This window comes from Euzebya pacifica, from assembly GCF_003344865.1.
GTDB classification, from domain to species: Bacteria; Actinomycetota; Nitriliruptoria; order Euzebyales; family Euzebyaceae; genus Euzebya; species Euzebya pacifica.
On the sequence record NZ_CP031165.1, the window covers coordinates 3354468 to 3376561 of the forward strand.

Annotated in this window: 28 protein-coding genes; 19 read left to right on the forward strand and 9 right to left on the reverse strand. The window is 70.0% G+C overall.

Annotation, left to right across the window (positions count from 1 at the left end):
• Positions 1-41: 41 nt before the first annotated feature.
• From DVS28_RS14300 to DVS28_RS14310, 3 genes are all read left to right on the forward strand, one after another.
• Positions 42-812 carry a hypothetical protein gene (locus DVS28_RS14300; RefSeq protein WP_114592054.1) on the forward strand — a complete coding sequence of 257 codons (771 nt, stop codon included), beginning with the start codon at positions 42-44 and terminating at the stop codon, positions 810-812.
• 186 nt (positions 813-998) lie between these two features.
• A complete protein-coding gene (locus tag DVS28_RS14305) occupies positions 999-1514 on the forward strand; it encodes a hypothetical protein (protein ID WP_114592055.1) in 516 nt (171 codons plus the stop codon).
• A gap of 227 nt (positions 1515-1741) precedes the next feature.
• Entirely contained in the window at positions 1742-2473 is a 732-nt protein-coding gene (locus DVS28_RS14310; protein WP_216826039.1) for a hypothetical protein, read from the forward strand.
• Between the two features lie 16 nt (positions 2474-2489).
• Here DVS28_RS14310 and DVS28_RS28435 read toward each other — a convergent pair whose 3' ends face one another.
• Positions 2490-2642 carry a hypothetical protein gene (locus DVS28_RS28435; RefSeq protein ID WP_164710540.1) on the reverse strand — a complete coding sequence of 51 codons (153 nt, stop codon included), beginning with the start codon at positions 2640-2642 and terminating at the stop codon, positions 2490-2492.
• A gap of 184 nt (positions 2643-2826) precedes the next feature.
• Here DVS28_RS28435 and DVS28_RS14315 point away from each other — a divergent pair, with 184 nt between their 5' ends.
• Positions 2827-3471: a class I SAM-dependent methyltransferase gene (locus DVS28_RS14315; RefSeq protein WP_164710541.1), complete on the forward strand. Its 645-nt coding sequence runs from the start codon at positions 2827-2829 to the stop codon at positions 3469-3471.
• A gap of 88 nt (positions 3472-3559) precedes the next feature.
• Here the strand turns inward: DVS28_RS14315 and DVS28_RS14320 are convergent, their stop codons facing one another.
• The gene (locus DVS28_RS14320) at positions 3560-4420 is read right to left on the reverse strand and encodes a PH domain-containing protein (RefSeq protein WP_216826040.1); all 861 of its coding nucleotides are present in this window, start codon (positions 4418-4420) and stop codon (positions 3560-3562) included.
• A 284-nt stretch (positions 4421-4704) separates the two neighbouring features.
• Here DVS28_RS14320 and DVS28_RS14325 point away from each other — a divergent pair, with 284 nt between their 5' ends.
• The 3 genes from DVS28_RS14325 to DVS28_RS14335 are packed head-to-tail and all read left to right on the forward strand — an operon-like array spanning position 4705 to position 6174.
• On the forward strand, positions 4705-5307 hold the full coding sequence (locus DVS28_RS14325; protein WP_164710543.1) for a hypothetical protein: 603 nt from the start codon (positions 4705-4707) through the stop codon (positions 5305-5307).
• Positions 5304-5750: a helix-turn-helix domain-containing protein gene (locus tag DVS28_RS14330; RefSeq protein ID WP_114592059.1), complete on the forward strand. Its 447-nt coding sequence runs from the start codon at positions 5304-5306 to the stop codon at positions 5748-5750. The genes DVS28_RS14325 and DVS28_RS14330 overlap by 4 nt, the downstream gene beginning before the upstream one ends.
• Positions 5751-5808: 58 nt before the next feature.
• Positions 5809-6174, forward strand: coding sequence for a hypothetical protein (locus tag DVS28_RS14335; protein ID WP_164710544.1), 366 nt, complete (start codon positions 5809-5811; stop codon positions 6172-6174).
• Between the two features lie 506 nt (positions 6175-6680).
• Here the strand turns inward: DVS28_RS14335 and DVS28_RS14345 are convergent.
• A complete protein-coding gene (locus DVS28_RS14345; protein WP_114592062.1) occupies positions 6681-6899 on the reverse strand; it encodes a hypothetical protein in 219 nt (72 codons plus the stop codon).
• A 149-nt stretch (positions 6900-7048) separates the two neighbouring features.
• On the opposite strand from DVS28_RS14345, the gene DVS28_RS29225 reads away from it, so the two are divergent.
• Entirely contained in the window at positions 7049-7753 is a 705-nt protein-coding gene (locus DVS28_RS29225) for a sugar phosphate isomerase/epimerase family protein (protein WP_216826041.1), read from the forward strand.
• 203 nt (positions 7754-7956) lie between these two features.
• On the opposite strand, the gene DVS28_RS14355 is transcribed toward DVS28_RS29225, so the two are convergent.
• Together DVS28_RS14355 and DVS28_RS14360 are read right to left on the reverse strand one after the other, a co-directional pair.
• Positions 7957-8601: a hypothetical protein gene (locus DVS28_RS14355; RefSeq protein WP_114592063.1), complete on the reverse strand. Its 645-nt coding sequence runs from the start codon at positions 8599-8601 to the stop codon at positions 7957-7959.
• A gap of 299 nt (positions 8602-8900) precedes the next feature.
• A complete protein-coding gene (locus DVS28_RS14360; protein WP_114592064.1) occupies positions 8901-9095 on the reverse strand; it encodes a hypothetical protein in 195 nt (64 codons plus the stop codon).
• Between the two features lie 201 nt (positions 9096-9296).
• On the opposite strand from DVS28_RS14360, the gene DVS28_RS14365 reads away from it, so the two are divergent.
• Both DVS28_RS14365 and DVS28_RS14370 read left to right on the forward strand, forming a co-directional pair.
• Positions 9297-9824 carry a TlpA family protein disulfide reductase gene (locus DVS28_RS14365; RefSeq protein WP_281273552.1) on the forward strand — a complete coding sequence of 176 codons (528 nt, stop codon included), beginning with the start codon at positions 9297-9299 and terminating at the stop codon, positions 9822-9824.
• A gap of 150 nt (positions 9825-9974) precedes the next feature.
• On the forward strand, positions 9975-10292 hold the full coding sequence (locus DVS28_RS14370) for a hypothetical protein (RefSeq protein ID WP_164710547.1): 318 nt from the start codon (positions 9975-9977) through the stop codon (positions 10290-10292).
• Between the two features lie 530 nt (positions 10293-10822).
• Here DVS28_RS14370 and DVS28_RS14380 read toward each other — a convergent pair.
• The gene (locus tag DVS28_RS14380; protein ID WP_114590370.1) at positions 10823-12052 is read right to left on the reverse strand and encodes an IS256 family transposase; all 1230 of its coding nucleotides are present in this window, start codon (positions 12050-12052) and stop codon (positions 10823-10825) included.
• 174 nt (positions 12053-12226) lie between these two features.
• On the opposite strand from DVS28_RS14380, the gene DVS28_RS28440 reads away from it, so the two are divergent.
• The 8 genes from DVS28_RS28440 (at position 12227) to DVS28_RS29985 (ending at position 19197) form a co-directional block, all read left to right on the forward strand.
• Positions 12227-12808, forward strand: coding sequence for a hypothetical protein (locus DVS28_RS28440; protein ID WP_164710548.1), 582 nt, complete (start codon positions 12227-12229; stop codon positions 12806-12808).
• Positions 12805-13476, forward strand: a complete 672-nt coding sequence (locus DVS28_RS14385; RefSeq protein ID WP_216826043.1) for an ABC transporter ATP-binding protein — start codon at positions 12805-12807, stop codon at positions 13474-13476. Before DVS28_RS28440 ends, DVS28_RS14385 begins: the two co-directional genes overlap by 4 nt.
• The gene (locus DVS28_RS14390; protein WP_114592069.1) at positions 13460-14506 is read left to right on the forward strand and encodes a hypothetical protein; all 1047 of its coding nucleotides are present in this window, start codon (positions 13460-13462) and stop codon (positions 14504-14506) included. The genes DVS28_RS14385 and DVS28_RS14390 overlap by 17 nt, the downstream gene beginning before the upstream one ends.
• Before the next feature lie 166 nt (positions 14507-14672).
• Positions 14673-15026 carry a hypothetical protein gene (locus DVS28_RS14395; RefSeq protein WP_216826044.1) on the forward strand — a complete coding sequence of 118 codons (354 nt, stop codon included), beginning with the start codon at positions 14673-14675 and terminating at the stop codon, positions 15024-15026.
• A gap of 530 nt (positions 15027-15556) precedes the next feature.
• Positions 15557-16774: an IS21 family transposase gene (istA, locus tag DVS28_RS14400; protein ID WP_114589837.1), complete on the forward strand. Its 1218-nt coding sequence runs from the start codon at positions 15557-15559 to the stop codon at positions 16772-16774.
• Positions 16774-17559: an IS21-like element helper ATPase IstB gene (gene istB, locus DVS28_RS14405; RefSeq protein ID WP_114589836.1), complete on the forward strand. Its 786-nt coding sequence runs from the start codon at positions 16774-16776 to the stop codon at positions 17557-17559. Before istA ends, istB begins: the two co-directional genes overlap by 1 nt.
• A gap of 117 nt (positions 17560-17676) precedes the next feature.
• Entirely contained in the window at positions 17677-18360 is a 684-nt protein-coding gene (locus tag DVS28_RS14410) for a hypothetical protein (RefSeq protein WP_114592071.1), read from the forward strand.
• 705 nt (positions 18361-19065) lie between these two features.
• Entirely contained in the window at positions 19066-19197 is a 132-nt protein-coding gene (locus tag DVS28_RS29985) for a hypothetical protein (RefSeq protein WP_281273475.1), read from the forward strand.
• A gap of 84 nt (positions 19198-19281) precedes the next feature.
• On the opposite strand, the gene DVS28_RS14420 is transcribed toward DVS28_RS29985, so the two are convergent.
• Positions 19282-20106 (reverse strand): DUF732 domain-containing protein, encoded by an 825-nt coding sequence (locus DVS28_RS14420; protein WP_164710551.1) that lies wholly within the window; start codon positions 20104-20106, stop codon positions 19282-19284.
• A gap of 126 nt (positions 20107-20232) precedes the next feature.
• Between DVS28_RS14420 and DVS28_RS14425 the strand changes: the two genes are divergently transcribed.
• The gene (locus DVS28_RS14425; RefSeq protein ID WP_114592074.1) at positions 20233-20982 is read left to right on the forward strand and encodes a hypothetical protein; all 750 of its coding nucleotides are present in this window, start codon (positions 20233-20235) and stop codon (positions 20980-20982) included.
• Between the two features lie 156 nt (positions 20983-21138).
• On the opposite strand, the gene DVS28_RS14430 is transcribed toward DVS28_RS14425, so the two are convergent.
• Complete coding sequence (locus DVS28_RS14430) at positions 21139-21519, reverse strand: hypothetical protein (RefSeq protein ID WP_114592075.1); 381 nt, start codon at positions 21517-21519, stop codon at positions 21139-21141.
• Positions 21520-21924: 405 nt separating this feature from the next.
• Positions 21925-22083 carry a hypothetical protein gene (locus DVS28_RS14440; protein WP_216826045.1) on the reverse strand — a complete coding sequence of 53 codons (159 nt, stop codon included), beginning with the start codon at positions 22081-22083 and terminating at the stop codon, positions 21925-21927.
• Between the last annotated feature and the right edge of the window lie 11 nt (positions 22084-22094).

The window sequence follows — 22094 nt, forward strand, 5'->3', positions numbered from 1 at the left end:
CTGCCACACGGGCAGGGAACCGAACGAGGAAGGAAGCGAACGTGTCCCTGTTCGACAGGTTCCGATCCCGCCAACCCGCCAACGACACCGCCCCCGTCCGGACCAGGCAGCCGTCGATGACGGTCGACCGCTCGTCCAAACGGATGTGGGCCCTGTTCGAGCAGACCAGCGTCGGTGTGTCCGTCGCCGACACCGTCCGGGTGGTCGCGATCTCCGGGTCCCGAAACCAGCAGCAGGTGTTCTACGCAGCCGTTGAGCTGGCCGACGGGACCGCCCACACGTCGGTCCTGCCGACGTACGTGGGCCAGACACCAGCCAAGGCGCTCGTCGCGGCCACCTGGGCAGGCAACAGCCCGATGTTCCGCCCCGCACACCGCCTCCACCTGCGGTCCGTCCTGGCCGACACCGCCGCCGTCATCGGACGGGCCGACAGTCCCGTGGCCGAACGCGACCAGCTCGCCCGAGCAGTCGTCGACCTGTTCGCGGTTGCCGACCGGACCGCCGCGGTCGCCACCGATGCCCTGGAGGCAACCGAACTCCGGTCCGACGACGACCCGGTCCGCACGGACCTGATGGCGACCCTCGCGATCGAACGGCAGCTGTTCATCCGTGCCGTCGACGACCTCATCGACCTCACCGACCGGGTCGACTCGCTCCAGCGGGCCATCCGTCGGGAGACCGACATGGTCGGAGCCGCATCCGCGGAAGCGCGACTGGCCGTTGCGAGGGCCCGGCTCGAGCAGCCGTCCGCGGCCGCTGATGCCGCCGAATCCGCAAGCCGGCTCGAGTCCGCCCTCGTGGGCCTGGCCTGACGCCGCACCACCACGCCATCCCGGCCGTCCCGTCCTGCGCACCCGCAGGGCGGGACGGCTCGTTCGCCCCGACCGTCCGGCCGCAGGGGAGCCGGCAGGGCCGGATCGGGCTTGCGGTTGGGGACGGGGCGGCCACGGCAGGCCAGGGCACACCCGTGCCCGTTCCAAGCGACGAGGAGAACCCCTGTGAGCACCGTCCCGACGGTCACCGACCGCGACCGCACCCTCGGTTGGCTCTGCGACGCCGGCCACCCCCACGACTTCGACCCCTGCATCATCGGCTCGCTCGGCGACCCGGACGTGACCGTCCCCGTCGTGATCGCACAGGTCGACGACCCCCGCGCAGACGGGCCGACCATCGCCCTGTACAGCAGCCACGAGGGCCACACCGGCACCGCCGAGGACCTCCTCGGCCACTTCCCGGTCCGTCCCCGCCCGATGCCGCTGTTCGACCTGTCCGACGACGAGATCGACGCCACCGACGACGAGGAGTTCCGCCGTCAGGTCGACTGGTACGGCGACGCCCGGTTCGTCCCCGCGGCCGCGTCCGCGGCTGCAGCTGTCGAGCTCGTCACGCTGCTCCGGTCGATCGGCTACGACCCGGCCGCGACCGAGGCCGACGAGGACCTCCCGATTGCCGACCAGTGGCTGTTCCACCACGTCGGCGCCGCACTGGCCGAACTCGGCCGGCTCGCCCACTGACAGAGCAGAGCACGCACGCACAGCACCGGCCGTCCCCGCACCCGCGGGGACGGCCTGTTCGTTCCCACGGACGCCGGTGCGGCCGGGTGCCGCAGTCGCAGGTCCGCCGGGCGTCGCGTCGGGGTCCTCGGCACCCGGACCGGCTTCTGGTGGCCGCTTCGGATCGTGGCCGTCCGCGGGGTTCCGGGACCATGGGTGACGCCAGCCCCAACGGAACGGATGACGAAATGGCCGACAGCGCCGAACACCCTGCCCACACCCTCGACACGCCGTCAGCACGGCAGGTCGAGCTGCACCGCTGCGCCTGGCTGCTCCGCAACGTGCTCGTCGTGCTGACGGGCCCCTTCATGGCCGTGTCCATGCTGGCCGTCGCCCGACACGGCATCCAGACCCCCTCCGACCTGTGGTGGGGCCTCGTCCTTCCGGTCCTCTCGGCGCTGTCCGTCCACCGCGACGTCCGGTGGAGGGCCCGCTACGGGGACCACAGGAAGTGGTGGACCCACTACCTCGAGGGCGGTGTCGAACGGGAACAGGCCAGTCAGGAGGCGACAGCCGAACGCGTCCGGACCGAGTGGCCCCGCATCGCCGAGCTACTGGAGGCCTCGAAGGACCTTCCGGAGGTCGCGGCCGAACTCGTCGACGGCCACCGGCACGAACTGGTACGGGCTGCGGAGGACACACTCGAACTGTTCGACAGGGCCGGGCGAGGCAGGGAAGAGGCCGCACGGTATCGGCGTGCCCAGGCCGATCTCGAGGAGGCCATCGAGGAGTTCGCGGGGCTCGTGGCCGACGCCCGCGCGCTTGCGGTGGCACGTGCGACCGTCGCTCTTCGTGAGATCGGCGACGCCCGCTTGCGGGCGAGGGCGCTGCTGCACGTCGAGCACGTGACGCTGATCGACGACACGGTGCCGGCTGAACGCTTCGACGGGCCGTCCCGTCAGGTGGTCAGCACCAGCTGACCGGCATGCCTCCGTCTCATTCGATCCGGTGGACGTCCTCGACGCCACACCACGGGCAGCGGGTCCGGGCCTCGCACGGTTCGGTGCGGAGGTCCACCGTCCCCTTGTAGGTGCGGGTGCACGTGCGGCAGCGGCCGAGGAAGCTGGCAACCAACGGAGGACGTCCCATCTGCACAGCATGCACCAGCCGTACGACATGGGTTCCGCCACCAGGAGGCCAACCGGCACGAGGGCTGCCCGCCGCCGCCCGCAACGCACCGTTCGTCCCCGGACGCCAGATCGGGCAGCAGCCCGAGGTGAACGGCCGGCAGGGCCGCACCGTCGACGCGTCCCCGGATGACGAGGAGGACCCTGTGGAACCGCACCGACCGGAGGTCACGTCACCGGGACGCATCGCATCGCTGTACGACGACCACCACGACCGCTACGTCGAACGGACCGACCACCTGGTGCCGCCAGGCCGCGACAGCTTCCTCGCGGCCGTGCCGACGTACTCGACGGTCCTGGACCTCGGATGTGGACCGGGGAGGGACCTGCTGGCGTTCGCCGACGCCGGCCATGCCGCAATCGGGGTCGACGTGTCCGCCGCCATGGTGGCCACGGCCCGGGACCGGCTGGCCGGACGGCCGGACTGCGCCGCCCACCTCGCCGACCTCACCGCGTTGCCCCTGCCGGACGGGTCCGTGGACGCGGTCTGGTCCAACGGGGTCGTGCACCACCTGAGCGTCGACGACCTCCGGACCGCCCTTCGTGAGGTCCGTCGGGTCTGCCGCCCCGGGGCGCCGGTGCACTTGCTGACCAGGGCAGGGGACGTCACCGGTGTCGCCTTCGGTGGCAGGCCCGCCGACGGCGGGTCCGTTCCCGGTGTCCTCCTGTGGACCCCGGCCGATTTCGAGGCGGTGTTGCGTGACACCGGACTCGTTCCGACCGTCACCGCCGTGGTCGCCGACCCCGTCGTGGCCGATCTGGAGTGGCTTCATGCCATCGCGACCACCTGATCGGAACGGCCCGCGGCCTTCCGCACCAGCGACGACCGTCGCCGTCCCCGGACCGGCCGAGGACGGCCGCACCATTCGCCGGGCCGGGCTACTGCTGGAGGAGGCGGGCCTTGGCGGCGGCGAACTCGTCGGCGTCGAGCACCCCGGACTCGTGCAGTTCGCCGAGCTTGGCCAGCTCGTCCGCCAGCCCGCCGCTGTCGGCGGCTGGTGTGGCCGACGCGCTGTCGTCGGGCCGGCCGGCACGGCTGCGGACCAGCGCGACAAACGCTTCGGTGTCGCCGACGTTGATCATCGACATCGCGAGCTTGTCGTTGGACGTGTGGACGGTCACCTTCCCGCCGGTCATGGTCCTGCCTGCCTCGACGGAGGAGATCCGTTCGTAGCGGATCGATTCTGAGTCGTAGCCGGATGTCCGGGTTCCGTAGAGGACGACCCGCCGATCGGTCGCAGCGAGGACGCCGGACCTGATCGTGTCCTGCCCGAACATGTCGGAGTCGTAGGTGCCGGCCAGGAGCGCCTCGACGGCCTCGTCGGGGTCGAGCATGCCACGGAGTCCAGGGAGCTTGTCACGGACCCGCTTGTCCTTGCGGATCGTGGCGTCGATGCCGGCGAACGGGCTGACGTGGTCGTTGCCGGCCACCCATTTCTTCGCGGCACGGATGAACCGTGCGGCGTTCTTCCACTCGCCGAGGGCGAGGACAACGGTCTGCGGATGGTTGGCTGCGGCCAGCATGCCGGCCGGCGGGGGACAGTCGGGGGTCTGGACGGCAACGTAGCCGCGGGCGAACCCGGGCTTCTTCCAGGTGACGGTCACGATCTCGGTGATGGCGAACCGGACGTCGGACTTCGCGGCCTTGTTCCAGATGTGCACTTCGCCGTCGACGACCTCGAGGCCCGACCGGTACCCGCGTACCGTGATCGGGTCCGTTGCCTGTGCCACTTCGTCCACTGTTGTGTCCTCCGTCGTTTCGAGGTCGGACACTGTACCCGGTGTTTCGTTGCACACCGTCACTCTGGGCGGTCCGTGCGATTCGCGGTTCACCCGGCGGCGTGCCCATGCGTCCGACGGTCCCACCAGCGTCCCGCTTGCCCTCTGGCGGGCCGGTCCCGGCCGGTGGTACGCTTCGGCCGTGCGGCCGCCCGCCGCGCACCCCGAGGCCAGGTGCCCACGCCACCGTCGTGCCGAGGAGGGGGAAGCCGTCTGCGACGCACGGGCGTCCCTACAGCACAGACATGCTCTACGACACCGCCCGCGGACCTGCGGAGCGTGGCCGCGACACGGACCACGGGCGGGGAACTGGAGACGTGATGTCGTCGCACCGCAACGAGAAGAGGGACGTCCGCCGACGGATGGCCCTGACCGGCGAGCCATGGACCGTGGCGCTCGCCAACCACCGGGCCGGACAGGACCCGTGGCTGGACCTTGATCGCCTCGTCGCGATCGATCCGGCCATCGGCGAGGCCCTCGACCGCATCCGCGTCCTGCGTGACGCCCACCCGGACGCGACCGTGTCGCAGCTGTGGAACGGCGACACCCTGGCAGGTATCCCGCCGGTCCGTGCCGACGTCGACGCGGTCGTCGGGTTCCTCCGTGGCGTCCCCACCGACGCCATCGAGGCCGCCGTCGTCTCCGACCCCCGCACCGTGCTCGTGGGTGGCTTGAAGGTGACGTCCACCGTCCCGGTCGGTGAGCTCGTCGACGCGGCTCGTCGTCGGGACCTGATCGCGGACCGTGCCGACGGCGGCCACCGTGCGGACCTGCGGACCCAGCCGGCCCATGCGGTCGTCACCGCTGCGGTCGTGGCGATCCTCGACCGGCGGGACGGCACCCGATGACCGGCCGGGACGAACTCGCACTGGCCGCCACGATCGAACCGGCCGAACCGTCGCCGTTGGGCTGTTGGGTCCGTGACGAACGTGCCCGTCGCAAGCTGTCGCTCCGTGACCTGAAGGCCCGCGGCGGCCCCGATGGGTCGGTGGTCTGCCGTCTGGAGCGCGGTGAGAGCAAGGAGGTGCGGCCCCACAACCTCGAGCGGCTCGCGACGGCGTTCGGGGTCTCCTACGCCTACCTTGCCGACCTTGCCGGCGACGACCTGGTGGACGGGCCACCACGTGGCGGCACGGCCGTTCCGTTGCTGGACCACCTGGCTGCCTGCGGGCTCGGCCCGGCTGCCCGCCGGACCGTCGCAGACCTCGTCGTCGCGCTCGGCGGCACCGTCGACGTCCCCATCGACGTCCCCGTGGGGCAGGGCACCGGCCAGCCGGACGGCCTGCCATGATCCGGCCTGTGCAGGGCGGCCCGTTGTCGCCGGTGTCGTGGCGTCCACCGTGCCGGCCATGACCGACACGACGACATCCGAAACCGAACTGCGGCCGGTCCCGGTCGGCAGCCTCCCGCCGATGCGGGGCGTCTGGTACGACGGCCGCGTCCACGTGATCACCCGCCACACCGCCTGCCTCGCCCCTCCCGGGTGGAGCAACGTCGGTCGCTTCTGGCAGGCGATCCTGTGGGACGGCACCGTCGACCCGGACGGGACCCCGGCGGAGGACGGCCTCACCGGCGTCTACCACGACATCGAGGTGGTCCCGGTGTGGGACGACCCCGACCACGTGACCGTCGAGGACGACGTGGCCGTGCCCGACGAAGCGCCGGTCGAGCTGACCCTCGAGGCGCTCAACCGCTGCCACTTCGCCGACGCCTGACCGTCGGCACCCGATCCTGCGACGTCCCGACCCCAGGTCGGGACGTCGTCGCGTCCGGGACTACATCCCAGGGCACCGCTCTGCCCCTTGGATCCGGATCGTGGAACGTGGGTGCATCCTGCGTCCATGGTTCCAACACATCGTCTCGTCCAGTGCCCGACCTGCGGTCACGTCCCCCAACCGGAGGCTGCCCACTTCGGCACACCTGCCCGTCCTGTCGACGTGCGAATCGGCGACCACACCAACCCGGCCAGTCCCGTCGGTGCCACCTGCACCGGCGTCCGGACGGTCAGTCTTCCCACCGAACGGCACGCATCACCACGCCGACCACCCCTGTACGACTCTCCTGGTGTCGACGACGTCGGCGCCGCCCACTCCTGGGACGCCGACAGATGGCACTGACGGCCGTTGTCACGGCCCAGGACACGCAGCGGCCATGCGGGAGGTGGGCCGTGCCGGAGGGGCAACTGCACGCAGCAGCGGCGCGGCCCGGCCCGGCGCGGGTGTCAGCAGCCCTCGAGGTCGAACCGGGTCTGGAGTCCACGCAGGGCCTGCTTCAGCTCCTCCTCCCGACCGCCGGGCTCGTTGGCCAGGGACTGCTCGACGTTCTCGATCTCCTCGGCCAGCGCCTCGCAGAGCGACCGGGACTGGACCGCCCGGTATGCGGCGGTCGCGGCCAGGCTCACCGCGACCGCGGTCAGCCACAGCAGCAGCGCTCGTTTCATGCGGCCCAGCCCCTCGTCCGATAGCACGTGCCGTGCAGGGTACGCGCCGTTCGCGCCCGCTGACTGGGGCGGGTTCACCGGTCCGCTGACCAGCCGCCGTCGCCTCCCGGGCCCCTGCCGCCGTGCCCGACCGGGACACCATGGCATCCATGGCCTCCACCACCCCACCGCCCGCGATCGTCGCCCTGACCAACGGGGCGTTCACCGGCCTGTCCAAGGACGAGTCGTTGGAGTGGATCGTCGCCCGGGCCGACGGCGTCCAGCTCGTCGCCTACACCGCCGAGGAGCTCGACGACGACGTCGACGGCTGGGTTCGACGCTGCCGGGAAGCCGACCTGTCCATCGTTGCCGTCCACGCCCCACCACACGACATCGGCCGGCCGTCGGCAGCAGTCGTCGACCGGCTCGTCCGGGTCGCCGACGGCCACCGGGTGGTCGCCCACCCTGATGCGATGGGCGACCTAGCCCCGTGGACGCGGCTCGGCGGGCAGCTGCTCGTGGAGACGCTGGACCCGGGGAAGTCGACCGGCCGGACCGTCCCGGAGGTCGAGGCGATCCTGGGCCACCTGCCGGACGCCGGTGTGTGCCTCGACGTGTCCCATTCGTTGACCGCTGGCGGGCCGGACCTGCCGGTGGAGATGGCCCGACGGTGGGGCGACCGGATCGGCCTCCTCCACGTCGGCTGCCAACGCGGCCGGGGTGCCGGCCGTGGCGACGAGGTCCCGGCCGTCGACCTCGACGTCCTCGCGGCCGTCCGTGGGCTGCTGCCCGACACCCCTGTTGCCGTGGAGGGGCACTGGTCGGTCGCCGCGCACATGCGGGTCCTCGAGCACCTGACCGGCCGGGGACGGTGACGGGCACGGCGACAGCGGGATCCGGACCGCTGTGACCGGCGCGAGGCCGCCGGACCGGCATCACCGCGGGCATCGGCGGACGCGGCACTGGCCCGAGTCCTCAACGTCCGGTCGCCGACCGGGGCTCCGGGGCCGCGGCTGCGTCCGCGGCTGCCTCCGCCCGCTTGAGGGCATCGACGACGTCGGGAAAGAACTCGACGAGGTCAGCGGGTCCGTCGGGGAACACGGGCGTGCACGGGAAACCCGTTGCGGTCGTGGTACATCGTGCCGGGCCGGCCGTGGTGGAGGGAGTACTCGGCGACGAACACGTAGAAGCTGTCGCCGACGATCCGGCCGAGCGCCTGGCAGCCGAGGTCGTCACGGGACACGTCCGGCGGGTCGGTCCACGGGAACGGGTCGTCCTTGGCGAGGCCGATCGGGCTGGGCACCGCATCCCAGGCGGCGAGGTGGTCCGCGGCGACGTCCGGGGCGGTGTCGATGACGTCGTCGGGGAAGCACTCGGGGTCGTCGGCAACGATGTCGGCGGCCTCGGCGGCATGCCATGCGGTGGAGTACAGGACCCCCTCGGCCATGTTCCCGACGATCCGACCGAACTCGTGGGTCGGTCCGGTGTCCATCCCGAGCAGCCGGTCCCGGTATGCCAACGCGATCTCCATCGTCGTGATCTGTTCGGCGTATGTCTCGCGAGGGTCGACGCACTCGGCGTCGAGCGCGACCGCGGCCGCTTCGGCCTCAGATGCCACGACCGCTGCCTCGGAGGCGTCCCGTGCGGCGAGGACCGCTTCGACGGCGACCTGGACGTCGGTCTCGTCGAGCCCTGACGAACAGCCGGTGGCGAGCACGACCACGAGGGTGAGGACGGCAGGGCAGGGTCGAACGGACCGGTCGGCGGAACGGGTGTCGCATGCCGGCCGACCCTAACGGGCACCAGTCGGGCCGTTCAACCGGGCCGTCGACGACGCGCCGGTGCGACAGAGGGGACTCTGCGGAACCACCCCACCACACGGACAGACAGTGGGGTCGAGGCGTCGGCCTGTTGGAAGCAGCAACCGGCGCCTTCCCGCGAGGCACGTCCGCACTGCGGATCGGGCATCCCTGTCCCCAGCGGGCCCTCGACACAGCGCCAGGAGGCAGGACGGTGCCCCTGTCAGGACTGGTTGAGGACGTCAACCGCCTTGCGGACCGCGATCGGGGTCACATGGGCAACGAGGACGTTGCCGCCGACCGACTCGACGACCGGGGGGATGTACGGGGCGTACGGGTGCGACGGATGGGTCGGCGTGCCGTCAGGACCGAGTCGGCCAGGACAGGCCGCGCCACCGGCCACATCGTCGGAACCCACGACCGTCGGGTCGACCCCACGGGGCCGCAGCCCGGAGTGGGCCGGGTCCTCCTTCGCCAGTAGCGCCTGGAGGCCCTTTGGGTCGTGAACTCGAGTATGATACCGAACGTGCAGTTCAACTACGGTCGTGGTGGCCGAATCGGTGTCGCGTGGCTGGCGGGTGCCGCGGTGGTCTTGGCGATCGTCGTCACGGGGGCCGTCATGGCATCGCCCCCAGCCGATTCGTGCGGCAACGCTGGGGCCGCGGCACCGGTCGCGACGAACCGGTCGTCGCTGCAGCCGCCATCGGGGCCTGACGCCCTGCCGTCCGGCCGAGTGTGTGCCATGAAGAACGGTGAGGAGCCGGTGGCCGTGAGGGACCTGCTGGACGGCAGGCCGCTCGTGCTCAACTTCTGGGCGTCGTGGTGTGGGCCGTGCGTGCAGGAGCTCCCTGCGCTGCAGCGCTTCCATTCCGACCACGGGGACCGCTACCGGGTGGTCGGGGTCGCCACGCAGGATGCGCTGGCCTCTGCCCGGCGGTTCGCGAACGAGGCCGGTGTCACGTACGACCTCCATGCCGACCCGCGCGGCGACTACTTCGCAGAGGCGGGCGGATGGGGGTGGCCGACCACCCTCTTCGTGGCCGCCGACGGGACCGTCCGGTACCACCACTCGGGCCCCCTGGACAACGATGACCTCGACCGTCTCGTCAGTGAACACTTGGAGAACGACCGACAGAACCCTGACTAATAGCTGTACCCCAAGGCTCGGAATGCCGTAGGGTGGCCCCTGGCGTCAGAAGGCGCCGGCGTACAACCGATACGGCGGCCACCAGCCATGTCATTCAACGCAGTCACACCCATTCCACTCTTCAGATTCGCCCTTGTGAGCACTATGGCGATGGTCCTCCTGGCAGTGATGAGCCTGCCGGCCCATGCGTGGAGCCACGGGTCACTCACCTTCACGGGGTACAGCTCGGGCAACGGAAGCGGTACCCACGCCTGCACCACGATCACGAGCGGTTACGCGCACCCGGACCGGGTGCGCGCGCAGGCCCGCTGGTACGTCCTCGGAGACGGATGGAGCACAGGATCCGCGACCGACGTCGCCACCTCCTCGGTCTGCACCGGGAAGCAGGGTCCGGGGTACCCCGATGACACCCAAGGACTGCACCGGGTCAGCGACAACGGCTGGTGGAGTGCAACCTACTACAGCTGACCCCACATACTACAGGTGATGTCACCCGTGCCTCCACCTTCACCGGTGGGGGCCACGGCCCGTGTTGTGAGGTGATCGTGCAACAGGTAACGCTGTTGGGGCGGCGTGAGTCGACTGTTGCCGCGGGCATGGTTGTACTGCTCATCGCAACCGCACTCGTTGGTCTCCTCGTCGTCGCATCAGCCAACCTCCGATCCTCGGCGACCACCCATGGACCGGTGTTGCTGGTCCCAGAGCGCCGAGAGGTGCCACGGACGTCACCGGCCGCGTTGGATGTGCACGTCACAGTTCCTGCGGCGCTGCTCGAGCCGGGGAACCAAGGCCTCGTGACTGCGGTCCACGTCAGGCCGGGCACGACCCTGCAGGACGGCATGCCGTTGTACGACGTGGACGGTCGCACCGTGGTGGCGTTGCAGTCGAGTCGCCCACTGCACCGCGACGTGGGAAGGGATGCCGACTCGGAGGAGACACGGCTGAGTCCCGTGAGGTGGTGGAAGTAGAAGGTCACCGTTCGTGAAGTTGTTGGCAGGCTATGCCGCGGTGGTGGTGGCTGTCACCTCGATGGTGGTGTCGGCGGCGATGGTCTTCATGGATTCCTCGGAGAAGTAGCTGCGTTCGGCGACTTGCCATTCGTCGTGCTGCTCGAGCAGGACGGCGCCGATGAGGCGGATGATGGAGTTGTCGTCGGGGAAGATGCCCACCACGTTGGACCGGCGCTTGATCTCCTTGTTGACCCGTTCCAGCGGATTGGTTGACCACACCCTGCGCCAGTGGGTCCTGGGGAACGCCGCGAACGCGGTGAGATCGGGTTCGGCGTCAAGCAGCATCTGGGCCGCGGCGGGGAACCGGTCGGTGAGCATGTCGGCGACGGCGCGGAGCTGGGCGGTGACGGCGGCCTGGTCGGGCTGGGCGTAGATGGTGCGGATCATGGCGGTGACCATCTCGCCGTGGGCCTTGCCGACCCGGGCCAGGACGTTGCGGTTGAAGTGGACCCGACAACGCTGCCACGCCGCGCCCTGCAGGTGCCGGCGGATGGCGGCCTTCAACCCTTCGTGGGCGTCGGAGATGACCAGCTGCACACCACCGAGTCCGCGGGTCTTCAAGCTCCTGAGGAAGGCACCCCAGAACGCTTCGTCCTCGCTGTCGCCCACGTCCAGCCCGAGGACTTCGCGGGTGCCGTCAGCGGCGACGCCGAACGCCACGACGATGGCGCGCGACACGACGTGGCGGCCGACGCGGCCCTTGACGTAGGTGGCGTCGCAGAACACGTAGGGGAAGTCGGTGTGGGCCAGGGTGCGGGCTCGGAACGCCTCGACGTGCCCGTCGATCTCCTTGCAGATCCGCGACACCGTCGATTTCGACACGCCCGAGTCCACGCCGAGTGCCTTGACGAGGTCGTCGACCTTGCGGGTGGAGGTGCCCTTGACGTAGGCGGTCATGATCACCGCCCACAGGGCCTGGTCCACCCGGCGGCGCGGCTCCAGCAGCGACGGGTAGAAGTTGCCGGCCCGAACCTTGGGGATCGCCAGCTCCACATCACCAGCCGGTGTTGACAGGGTCCGGGGTGGCCGGTGGCCGTTGCGCTGCCCCGTCCGGTCATCGGTGCGCTCGTGCAGCGCCGCCCCGATTGAGGCGGTCAGCTCTTCCTCGATCAGTGTCTGCAACGCGTTCTGGAGCAGATCACGAAACAGGCTGCGGTGCTCCTCGGTCAGCAGGTTCGTCGCAGCGTCGGTCAGCAGGTCATTATCAATGTCGGCCATCGTGTGGCCCCTTTCGAGAGATCCGTGGAAAGACCTCACGAACAGTCACACGGTGGCCAACACCGTCTGGGGAACCAACTCCGACTTACACCTGTTGCCGGGACTCAAACGGAGACACTGGCTGCCCTGGCCCTGTTGCGGGCGACTGCGGGCGCCGAGTTCGCCGATCGTGGCGTGATCGATGGTGCCGTCCTTGACGCCTTGCGTTCAGCGAACACCGGCCGCGGCTGGGGCAGCGCGCCAGCCCTGTTGAGACACTCCGTGGTCTGGGTGCCCCAGAGTCCGTACGTCGTCGACGGTGTCCAGGTGGTGGCTGGTGCTCCCGCGCCAGGTCCGGGCGGGTCAGTCCTCACCGGGAGGCCGATCGTCAACGCCACCCTCGTTGACTCCACTGGCGAGGAGACAGGGACCTTCATCGGCGAGGGCATCACGGCCCAAATCACGGACGGGCGGGTCGAGCTCGACCCGGTCGACAGCGGGGAACTGGCGGGACGCATCGTGGGGCAGTTGCAGTTCGGTGAGATGTCCAGTGCGTGGGCGGTACCGCTCTCGGCCCTTCTTCCGGGCGCATCCGGATCATGCATCCTCACCATGCAAGAGGGTCCTGTCAGCGGCTGGGAAGGCGTCGTACCCGTGTCGACCACAGTACTGGGGGACAACCAGACGGAGGTACTCGTGGGAGTCCCAGCACAGGAGGGCCAGGTCGTCATCAATCCCAGGGAGGCACCACACACCCTTGTGGAGGCGTGTCCGTGAGGGCCGGCACGAAACTCCACGCCCTTGGTCTGTCCTGTCGGTTCGGTGACAGGTATGTCCTTCGGCGAGTCTCCTTCGTTGCCTTTGGCGGGACGGTGACCGCGATCACCGGGCCGTCAGGAAGTGGCAAGTCGACCCTGCTGGCCCTATTGGGTGGGGCGCTCGAACCGACCGGAGGAGCGGTCATGATCACCGCCGGGGAAGCACGCTTCCACCCATCCGCGGGCGAACCGGCAAGTCGCACGGGATGGGTGTTCCAGACCACGAACGTGCTCCCTCGCCGGACGGCGCTGGACAACGTCGTCGTGCCTCTGCTCGCCGCTGGGGTGGGTCGCCAGGTGGCGGAGGGCCGTGCCGCAGCGGCCCTGCGGGCGGTCGATCTCCCAGCGTTCGACGGTCGGGCTGCAGCGACGTTCTCGGGCGGAGAACGTCAGCGGATGTGCATCGCGCGGGCGTTGGTCTCCGGGCCGAGGCTCCTCCTGGCGGACGAACCAACCGGCCAACTCGACTCCGCGATGTCCGCCAGCGTGTTCGACGCACTCCGGGCAGGCATCGTCGGGACGGAGTGCATAGGAATCGTGGTCACGCACGACGAAGAGCTAGCGGGGCGGTGCGACCAACGTCTCAGGCTCGTGGACGGGAGGCTGAGAAGTGCGGCTCATCGTTGAGGAGGCATTCCGGGACCATCGGGTCCGGCAGCGGAGCGAACGGGGGCTTGGCGTCGGTCTCGGCCTTGTTCTGTGTGCGGTGTCCTCCAGCACGTTCTGGCTTGTCGGGCCGATCTATGCCTCGGTCCTGGAGGCAAGGGCTGCGGGAGCGCACGTGGCAGTCGCCGCGGTCGCCGATCCCGAGGGTCGAGTGGATGCTGCCAGGTGTCTGCGGGTTCGGCAGGCTCTGCCCGAGATCCTCTCGGTTGGACTTGCTGATCGGCACGTGCCGGTGGACGTGGCCGGACACCCCGAGGCCCTCACCCAGTTGGCAATGGACCCGTCAGCGTTCGGTGCTCTCACTGGGACCCGCTGGGACCACGCAGGTTCCCCGGGTGTCATGCTTGCGTCGGGGGCCTGGACGGAGCTGTCGGCGCCACTGCTCTTGTTGACGGAGGGCTGGTCTGCTCCTGTCGCGGGTCGGGTTGACACGATCCGTATCGACTCCCACGTCCGTAGTGTCATTCGGCCTCTCGGACCGTCGTCCGTGCCGGACATGTGCACGTTCCAGTTCGCGCGAGAAGTCGGACCGGTCGACACGGCAGCGATAGACACGATCGTCGGTGACCCGACTGTCAGGACCACGACCCTTGCACCCGGCGCGGGAGCGGGTCCGAACGGGGAAAGGCGTCAGCTGGTCGGGATGGTGTCCGGGGCTGCGCTCGTAGCCGCACTGGCGTCGGCTGGCTTGCTGTTGGCGAACCTCTTCACACGACGGTCGGAGATAGTCCTTCGTCGTCTGCTGGGTTACTCGTCGAGTGGGCTGGCGGTGATGGAGGCGGTCCACACCCTGGCGCTGCTGCGAACGGCCCTGCCGGTTGCAGCGCTGGGCCAGATCGCCATGGCCGTCTGGTCGCCGCCCGTGGTCCCCGCCCTACTCGGCATGGCTCCTGTCCAGTGGCTCGTCGGAACATCCGTGGGAGTCGTAGCTGTAGCGATTGTCACAGATCTCTTGGCCCGCCGTGCACGAATCCATCACCTGAAGGAGTGAGAACATGTTCGCCGTAGTTCGCTACTGGGTACGCGTGAATCGAGCGTATTGTGCTGTGGTCCTGTTGGGACTACTCGTCACCGTCAGTGGGTGCACCCAGTCACAGGATGCCTCCGAGATCACCCGAGCCGACTATGAACGTGCTGTCTTCAAGACGATTGGATGCATGGAAGAAGCAGGGCTGCCTGTTGGCCCTCCGACCTACGATCCGATCAATCAGCAGTACATGTACGAGTACGGACCGTTCGAGACCCTGGAGTTGCTCGAGGCTGCTGATTCTGTCTACGAGGACTGCAGGATGAGCGAAGAGGCTGCTGCGGCCGAGCAGTGGCAAGCCCAGGTCGCCCGGACACCCAACGAGGAGGCCGCCCTAGCCGTGGAGTTGTCAGAGTGCACCGCCGCGGCCGGTGTTGAGCTCGATGTGCCCGATCCGCCCTCGCTGTTCGACGTGGAGCGTGCGGGCCTCGAGAGCGCCGGGAACGCATACCAGATCTGCCGGGCATCGGTGCCGACGCAATGACGACTGGCTGGCCGAGGTCGCCATCCTCGGGCTGAGCGGCGGATCCTCGAGCTGCACCGCAGCCACGTCGGCCGCCACGTGGTCGCGATTGATGGCCCATCCGTTGAGGACGTCGTGGACGGGCCGGCTTTGTTGAGGCGTCCGAGGATCGTGTGGGCGGTCCCTGGCGCGATGCCGGTACGGCGGGCGACCGCCCGTCCCGACAGCGGGGCAGTGGTGGCCACGAGTCATGGCGCGTGGGGTCGTCGGCCGCCCTCGGTTCGTGACCGCCCGGGACTGCCGTGCACTGTCGAGGCCACTGGCCCGACGACACCACGACACGGGCGCCTCCGAACCGGAGGAGCAGACATGGCAGCACGACACCAGGCGCCCGACACCGGCGGATCCGAACGTCCCATCTGTCGGTAGCGGCCCAATACTGACCCCCTGACGACGGGCGAATCTTGACCCCCTTCGTCGTGGTTCACCTGCTGTGGGCGGGTGGGATCTGACCCTGACTCGATCGTGTCGTCGAGTCAGGAGGAAGGGTTGTGATTGACGTGGAGCAGTGGGCTGAGGTCCGCCGGTTGCATTTCGCTGAGGGGATGGCGATCAAGGCGATCGTGCGGGCGACGGGGTTGTCGCGCAACACGGTGCGGGCGGCGATCCGCTCGGCGTCGCCACCGAAGTACGAGCGGGAGGCGGCGGGGTCGGCGGTGGATGCGTTCGAGCCGCAGATCCGCCAGTTGCTCAAGGCCACGCCGGACATGCCGGCCACGGTGATCGCCGAGCGGATCGGCTGGTCGCGGGGGATGACGGTGCTGCGCGACCGGGTGCGTGAGCTGCGTCCGGCCTACCTGCTGCCGGAGGGGTATGGCCGCACCGTCTATCGGGAGGGCGAGCTGGCCCAGTGGGACCTGTGGTTCCCCGAGGACCTGAAGGTGCCGGTCGGGTTCGGACAGACCGCGGTGCTGCCGGTGATCGTCGGGGTGCCCTGCTACTCGCGGTGGATCACCGCCCGGATGATCCCGTCCAAGGACAAACACGACGTGCTCGGCGGGCACCTGTGGTGCCTCCGCGACCTGGGCCGGGTGCCCCGCAAGGGGGTGTATGACGGCGAGCCCGCGATCAGCGTCCGGCGGGGCCGCAAGCTGGTCTACACCCAGGAGTACTTGGCGTTCCGAGGCACGTTGGGGATGGGCTCGATCGTGCTGGCCAAGGGCCACCCGGAGCGCAAGGGGGTGGTGGAGCGGGCCAACGGCTACCTGGAAACGAGCTTCATGCCCGGACGCAGCTTCGGCTCGATCGACGACTTCAACACCCAGCTGGGCCTGTGGCTTGAGGACCGGGCCAACGTCAGGGTCCACGCCGGGCTGCGCCAGCGGCCCTCCGAACGCATCGACGCCGACCTGGCCGCGATGCTGCCGCTGCCGCCGGTGCCGCCCGATGTCGATTGGACCCACACCGTCCGGTTGGGCGCCGACCACTGGGTGCGGGTGGACACCAACGACTACTCCGTCCACCCGGGCGCGATCGGCCGCAAGGTCACCATCCGCCGCACCGCCGATCAGGTCGTGGTGACCTGTGGCCGCGACGAGGTCGCCCGCCACGACCGGGTCCTCGCCAAGCATCAGACCATCACCGACCCGGCCCACGACGCCGCCCGCAAGGCCCGCGCCCAGCTGCTCGAGCTGCCCGTCGCCGGCCCCGACACCGGTGTGGAGCAGCGGGACCTCGCCGACTACGACCGGCTGCTCGGGGTGGCCTGATGGCAACCACGCCGGCGTCGGCCACCGACAGCCACCTGGCCTACCTGTGCCGGGCCATGAAGGCCCCGTCCCTCGCGGCGGCCGCCCCGCGGCTGGCCGACCGGGCCCGCGAGGAGGGCTGGACCCACGAGGCGTTCCTCGCCGCGTGCCTTGAGAAAGAAGTCGACGCCCGCGCCGCCCACGGCGGCCAGGCCCGCATCAAAGCCGCGAAGTTCCCGGCCCGCAAGACCCTGGAGGACTTCGACTTCGACCACCAGACCTCCGTCAAGCGCGAATTGATCGGCCATCTCGGCCAGCTCGACTTCGTCGACGCCCGCGCCAACGTGGTGTTCCTCGGCCCGCCCGGCACCGGCAAGACCCACCTCTCCATCGCGCTGGGCATCCGCGCCTGCCTGGCCGGTCACCGCGTCGCCTTCGCCACCGCCGCCCAATGGGTCGACCGGCTCGGCGCCGCCCACGCCGCCGGCCGGCTCCAGGACGAACTCCGCGCCCTCGGCCGCGTCCCCGTCGTGGTCATCGACGAGGTCGGCTACATCCCGTTTGAGGCCGAGGCCGCCAACCTGTTCTTCCAACTCATCGCCGCCAGATACGAACGCGCCAGCGTGATCATGAGCTCCAACAAGCCATTCAGCCGGTGGGGCGAGGTCTTCGGCGACCCCGTCGTGGCCGCAGCCATGATCGACCGGCTCGTCCACCACGCCGACGTCGTCCCGCTCAAGGGCGACAGCTACCGCCTCAAGGACCGCGACCTCGGCCGCGTCCCCGCCGCCGACCCAGCACCATGAACTCCAGAGGGGGTCAAGATTCAACCGCTGCAAGGGGGTCAGATTTCGCCCGCTGTTGACACCATCCCGACCGAATGGCAGTACACCGCCCACGACCTCGGGACGATGTTGCGGTGGATGCTCACGCTCGTCCTGTCCCCGCTGATGGTCGTGTTCGCCTTGTCGATCCTGCGGCAGGGAATCCAGGGCGCCGAGGACGTCGTGTTCGGCCTCGTCGCGCCTGCATGCCTCGGATACGCCTACTATCTCGCGGCGAGATGGCGGGCACGGTACGGCAGCCAGCAGGAGTGGTTCGAGTACTACCACGGGGGCGGCGAGGACAGGCAGCGCCGGGATCGGATGCTCGCTGATCGGATCAGTACCGAATGGCCGCGCCTCCGGGCGTTGCTCGTCGACGCCAAGGACCTCCCAGCGGACGTCCGGGCCGACCTCGTCGACGGGCCGGCACAGGACGTGCGACGTGCCGCGGAGGCCACCCTTGCGCTCGCCGACCTGTCGGATCAGGGCGAGGAGGCCGCCGCCCGGTACCAGCGGTCACGGACCGATCTGGAGGAGACCATCGAGGAGTTCTCGGGCCTCCTCGATGCTGCCAGGGCGTATGCGGCTGCACGGGCGGCGGGTGACCTCGCCGCGTCCCGCGACCGGCACGGTGACGGCCGCGACGACGCACTGAGGGAAGTCACCGACGCCCGCATGGGTGCCGAGGCCTTGCTGCACACCGAACGACTGTCGGTGGCCGAGGGCATGGGTCCCAACGAGATCGACGACGTCGCCAGTCAGCAGGTCGCCGCGACCGGCTGACCGGTACGGCAGGTCGCCGTCCCGATGCCGGAGGTCTCGGCGCAGCAGCGGATGCCGCGCAGGAAGCGTTGGCCGCTGTCCGAGCCTCCCGAACCGTGCGAGGGCGCCGGTCCACGAGGTGCCAGTCATCCCGTGGGTAAGCGGTGGGGAAGCGGTGGTGCACCCCCACGGGACCGACCGCCTCCACTACGTCTCATCATTGTTATACGTAGTCAGGGGTGGAGGCCGGTACGGGGAAGTGGTGCCGGCGCCTGCTGGGTGGGGTCCTGCGTCGTACCGGAACACTGACACCACCGAGGACCGAACAACCGTCATCGGCATGACGCACGATGACTTCACCCGCATGCCAGGGACGATCCACAACCAGCGGGAGGACACCGCCGCCGTTGATGACGAGCGCCGCACGTGGGAGGCGACTGTGCCCGTGGTCCCGTGGGCGTTCCGACCGACAGCTGAGGCGATGCTCGTCGGCCTTGGACTCGGGGCTGCGGCAGGATTCTGGGGGCCTCGGTCCCTGTCCAGGTGGCGTTGCTCACCGGCCCGTTCCTCGTCGCACTGGCCATCGGCATCGTAGTCATTGCCACCTGGTCGTCCCTCCCCGCGACCGTCATCGCGTCGGAGGTCGGATTCCTGATCAGCCCCAGACTCCCGCGGATGGGTCGGTTCGGCGTGCTCCCGGAAGCGTTCACCTACGATTCCTGCAGGATGATCGACAGTCCGGACGACAGCGACCTGGTCGTCATCCGCGACTGGCGGTACATCAAGTTCGGGGTCGAGCTGTCCGACGCCGACCGCCAGTGGGTCCAGGACAGGCTGGCGGCCAGGGTCGGGACCTGAGCGCAGGGTGCAAGAGCTCACCTGCCGACCTGGCGCCATGCCAGGCGCCTCGCCTGCGGCCTGCGCTCCAGGGCGTGCCGCACGTCACAGGATGCGTGACCATTCCGGACACAACGTCGTCATCGCGGCTGCCGAGGTGACAGTGGAGACCGACAGCGCGGTGTCGTCACTGTGGGTCTCGGCGAGGTACTGGGCCCATTCGAGCGCTGAGGAGGGCGCCACCGAATCCAGCAGCGCACAGGCGGCCACGCCGACCTCGAGCAGCCGGTCGTCGGGGACGCTGGCGAGCTCGGCCCGCAGTGGCCCTGCGCGCAACGCCTCGATGTAGGCGACCTCGGCGGCAGTGGTGACCGCCGGCAGGTCCTGGGTGGCCGCGCCGTCGGGGGCACTGACGGCCACGGCGACCCAGTCCTCGACGAGGAAGTCGAGCTCGGGACACAGTGTGCCGGCCGCGATCTGCCCGAGGGCCTGGAGGAAGTTGATCCGATCGAGGTCCTCGAACCCGTGGACGCCCATGAGCTCCCGGCGCAGGTCGATCGGTTCGACGAACCTCTCCTCGATGTCGGCAGACCTCCCGCCGGCAGCATCGGAGATCCGCCGCCAGTTGCGCATCTGCGCGCACAGGTCCTGGCCGGTGTGCAGCAGGTCGTCGTCGGGGGTCCGCTCGATCTGCCCGACGGTGACATCGGCGCTGGGTCTGTCGGGCCGGGCGGCCATCGCTGCGGCGAGGAACGCCTCCTCGGGGTCCACCGGTTCGACGGTCACCACCGGCTCGGCTGTCACGACGGCGGCAGGTGTGGGCGTGGGTGTCGACCGCTCCCCTGCCCCGGCGGTTTCGGGGGTGGCCTCGCCAGCACAGCCGGCGAGCACGAGGAGGGTCAGTAGGGCAAGGACGGGACGTGACTGCATCCGGAGAGACTATGCGCAGCCGGCGCGCCGACCCAGACCGCGCGGGACGCCGGCTGCCCGCTGGGTTGGTCGTGGCGGTGTCGCTTCGACGGTGGAGCTCGTCCATCCGAAACGACAGGAGAACCCGTGAGCACCAGCCATGTCACGTTCCATCCGCCTGCGACCCAACGTCCGACGTTCGGCAAGCTGACTCCCTACGGGGACTCGACCGCGTCGGCTGTCGCCGCGCTCGGCCTTCCCGTGGTGGTGTCCCTCGTCCTGATGGCGACCGTGTCACCGTGGTTCGCCGCGTTGCTGGTCGTCGCCGTCGCCCACGCCCGCCACCACGTCGCAGGCGAACGGGACCGCCGTGCCGACCACGAGCGGTGGGCTGCCATCAAGGGTGTCGTCCTGGAGCTGAGGCCTGTCGCGGGCATCGACCACCACGACGGGTTCGCCGCTGCTCGTGCCCGCCAGGAGACCCTGATCGCCGAGCTTGCCAGTGCCGACCGGCTTGCCCGGATGGCCATCGAACAGCTCGCCGGCGACCCTGCGTTGCTTCCCAGCATCGAGGCGCTCGTGTGGGATGCGGCCTGTCAGCTGCAGATGGCTGAGAAGTCCGTGTCGGACCTCGCCCGTCGCGACGACGTCGACAGCCACGATCGGGCGCTGGCCCGTTGGGAACGGTTCGCCGACCTGGCCGAGTCAACCATCGCGGTCCTGACCGGCTTCACCGATGCGCTCGCGGCGCGTGCGGCAACGGAGAGCAATCACCTGCAGACGATCGAGATGGCCACCAGCCGCCTCGAGGCCCAGGTCGGCCTGTCCGTCGATGCCGACCCGGAACTCGCCCGGGCGGTCGCGGAGGTCAAGGCCTCCCTGACCCAGCCGGCCTAGCCGACGACGACCCCTCGACGCCCCGTGCACCTGCACGGGGCGTCGTTGGCTGCCTGCGGTTCGCGACCGTTCAGCACTCCCCTGCCATGGGGTGCCCGGCGAGTGGCTCCGCGAACGTGGCGAGGTCCCGCACGGGTGGTGCGGGACCTCGGGGCCTCAGCAGACGTCGCAGGAGACGTCGCGCTGTTCGGGCATGGTTGCCTGGTCGAGCCAGCGGTCGACGGCGTCGTCGACCGGGCCGAGGAAGCGGGTCAGCTCCTGGCGGGTGGCACGCCGCACACGACGGTTGTCGTCGCGGACGTAGTCGCTGTACCGGCCGGCGTACCAGCGGCGGACGTAGTTGTGGGGGGTCCGGCGGGTGGCGAGGCCGTCACCCTCCCGGATGGCGATCAGGTGCTGTTCGGGGCAGATCCCACCGGGGTGGTCCTGCGGCGGGACGACGCACGGGCTGCGGTGGTCACACAGGCCGTGGGGGTCGTGGTCGGGCGCGTACGGGCACGGGGTCCAGCGGCGCGGGGCGTGAAGGGAACGGGACACGGCGGCCTCCTTGCGGTCGGCCGTCCGACGATCGGACGGTCTTAACGCATGGCGGTCGCCTCCGTGGTGTCGTGGGTCATCGGTCTGGTCCCGGCTCGGGTCCGGGGGCCGGTTCGGGGAGGGTGCGGCGCCGGCTGTCGCGTGCAGCGGCGGGGTCCGTACGGGTGGGGCTGTCCGGTGTAGGGCTGCTGGCGGCGCTCGACTGCCCTGCGGTCCGCAGCGCTGCCCGGCTGTGCGCCCGGCCTGCCTGCCGGGCCGGGAGTGCGGTGGCTGCGGCGGCGAGGACGAACGCGACGGTTCGCAGGGCGGTCCGTGGGATCAGGTTGGCGACGCAGTCGCTTGCGGATCCGCAGTCGACGTACACCTCGCGGGGCTCGTTGAAGAGGTGGACGGCGACGGCGAGTGTCAGGAGGAGGGCGACGGTCCGGCCGACAAGGCCACCACGGGCGACGAGCAGTCGCGGAGCGCGGCGAGCATCCCGAGGAGGACGTCCTTGTCCTCTCGGGTGAGCGTCGGATCCCGGTCGATGACCGCCTCCGCACTGGTGTCCCTGTGGAGGGCCACCTCCGCTGAGG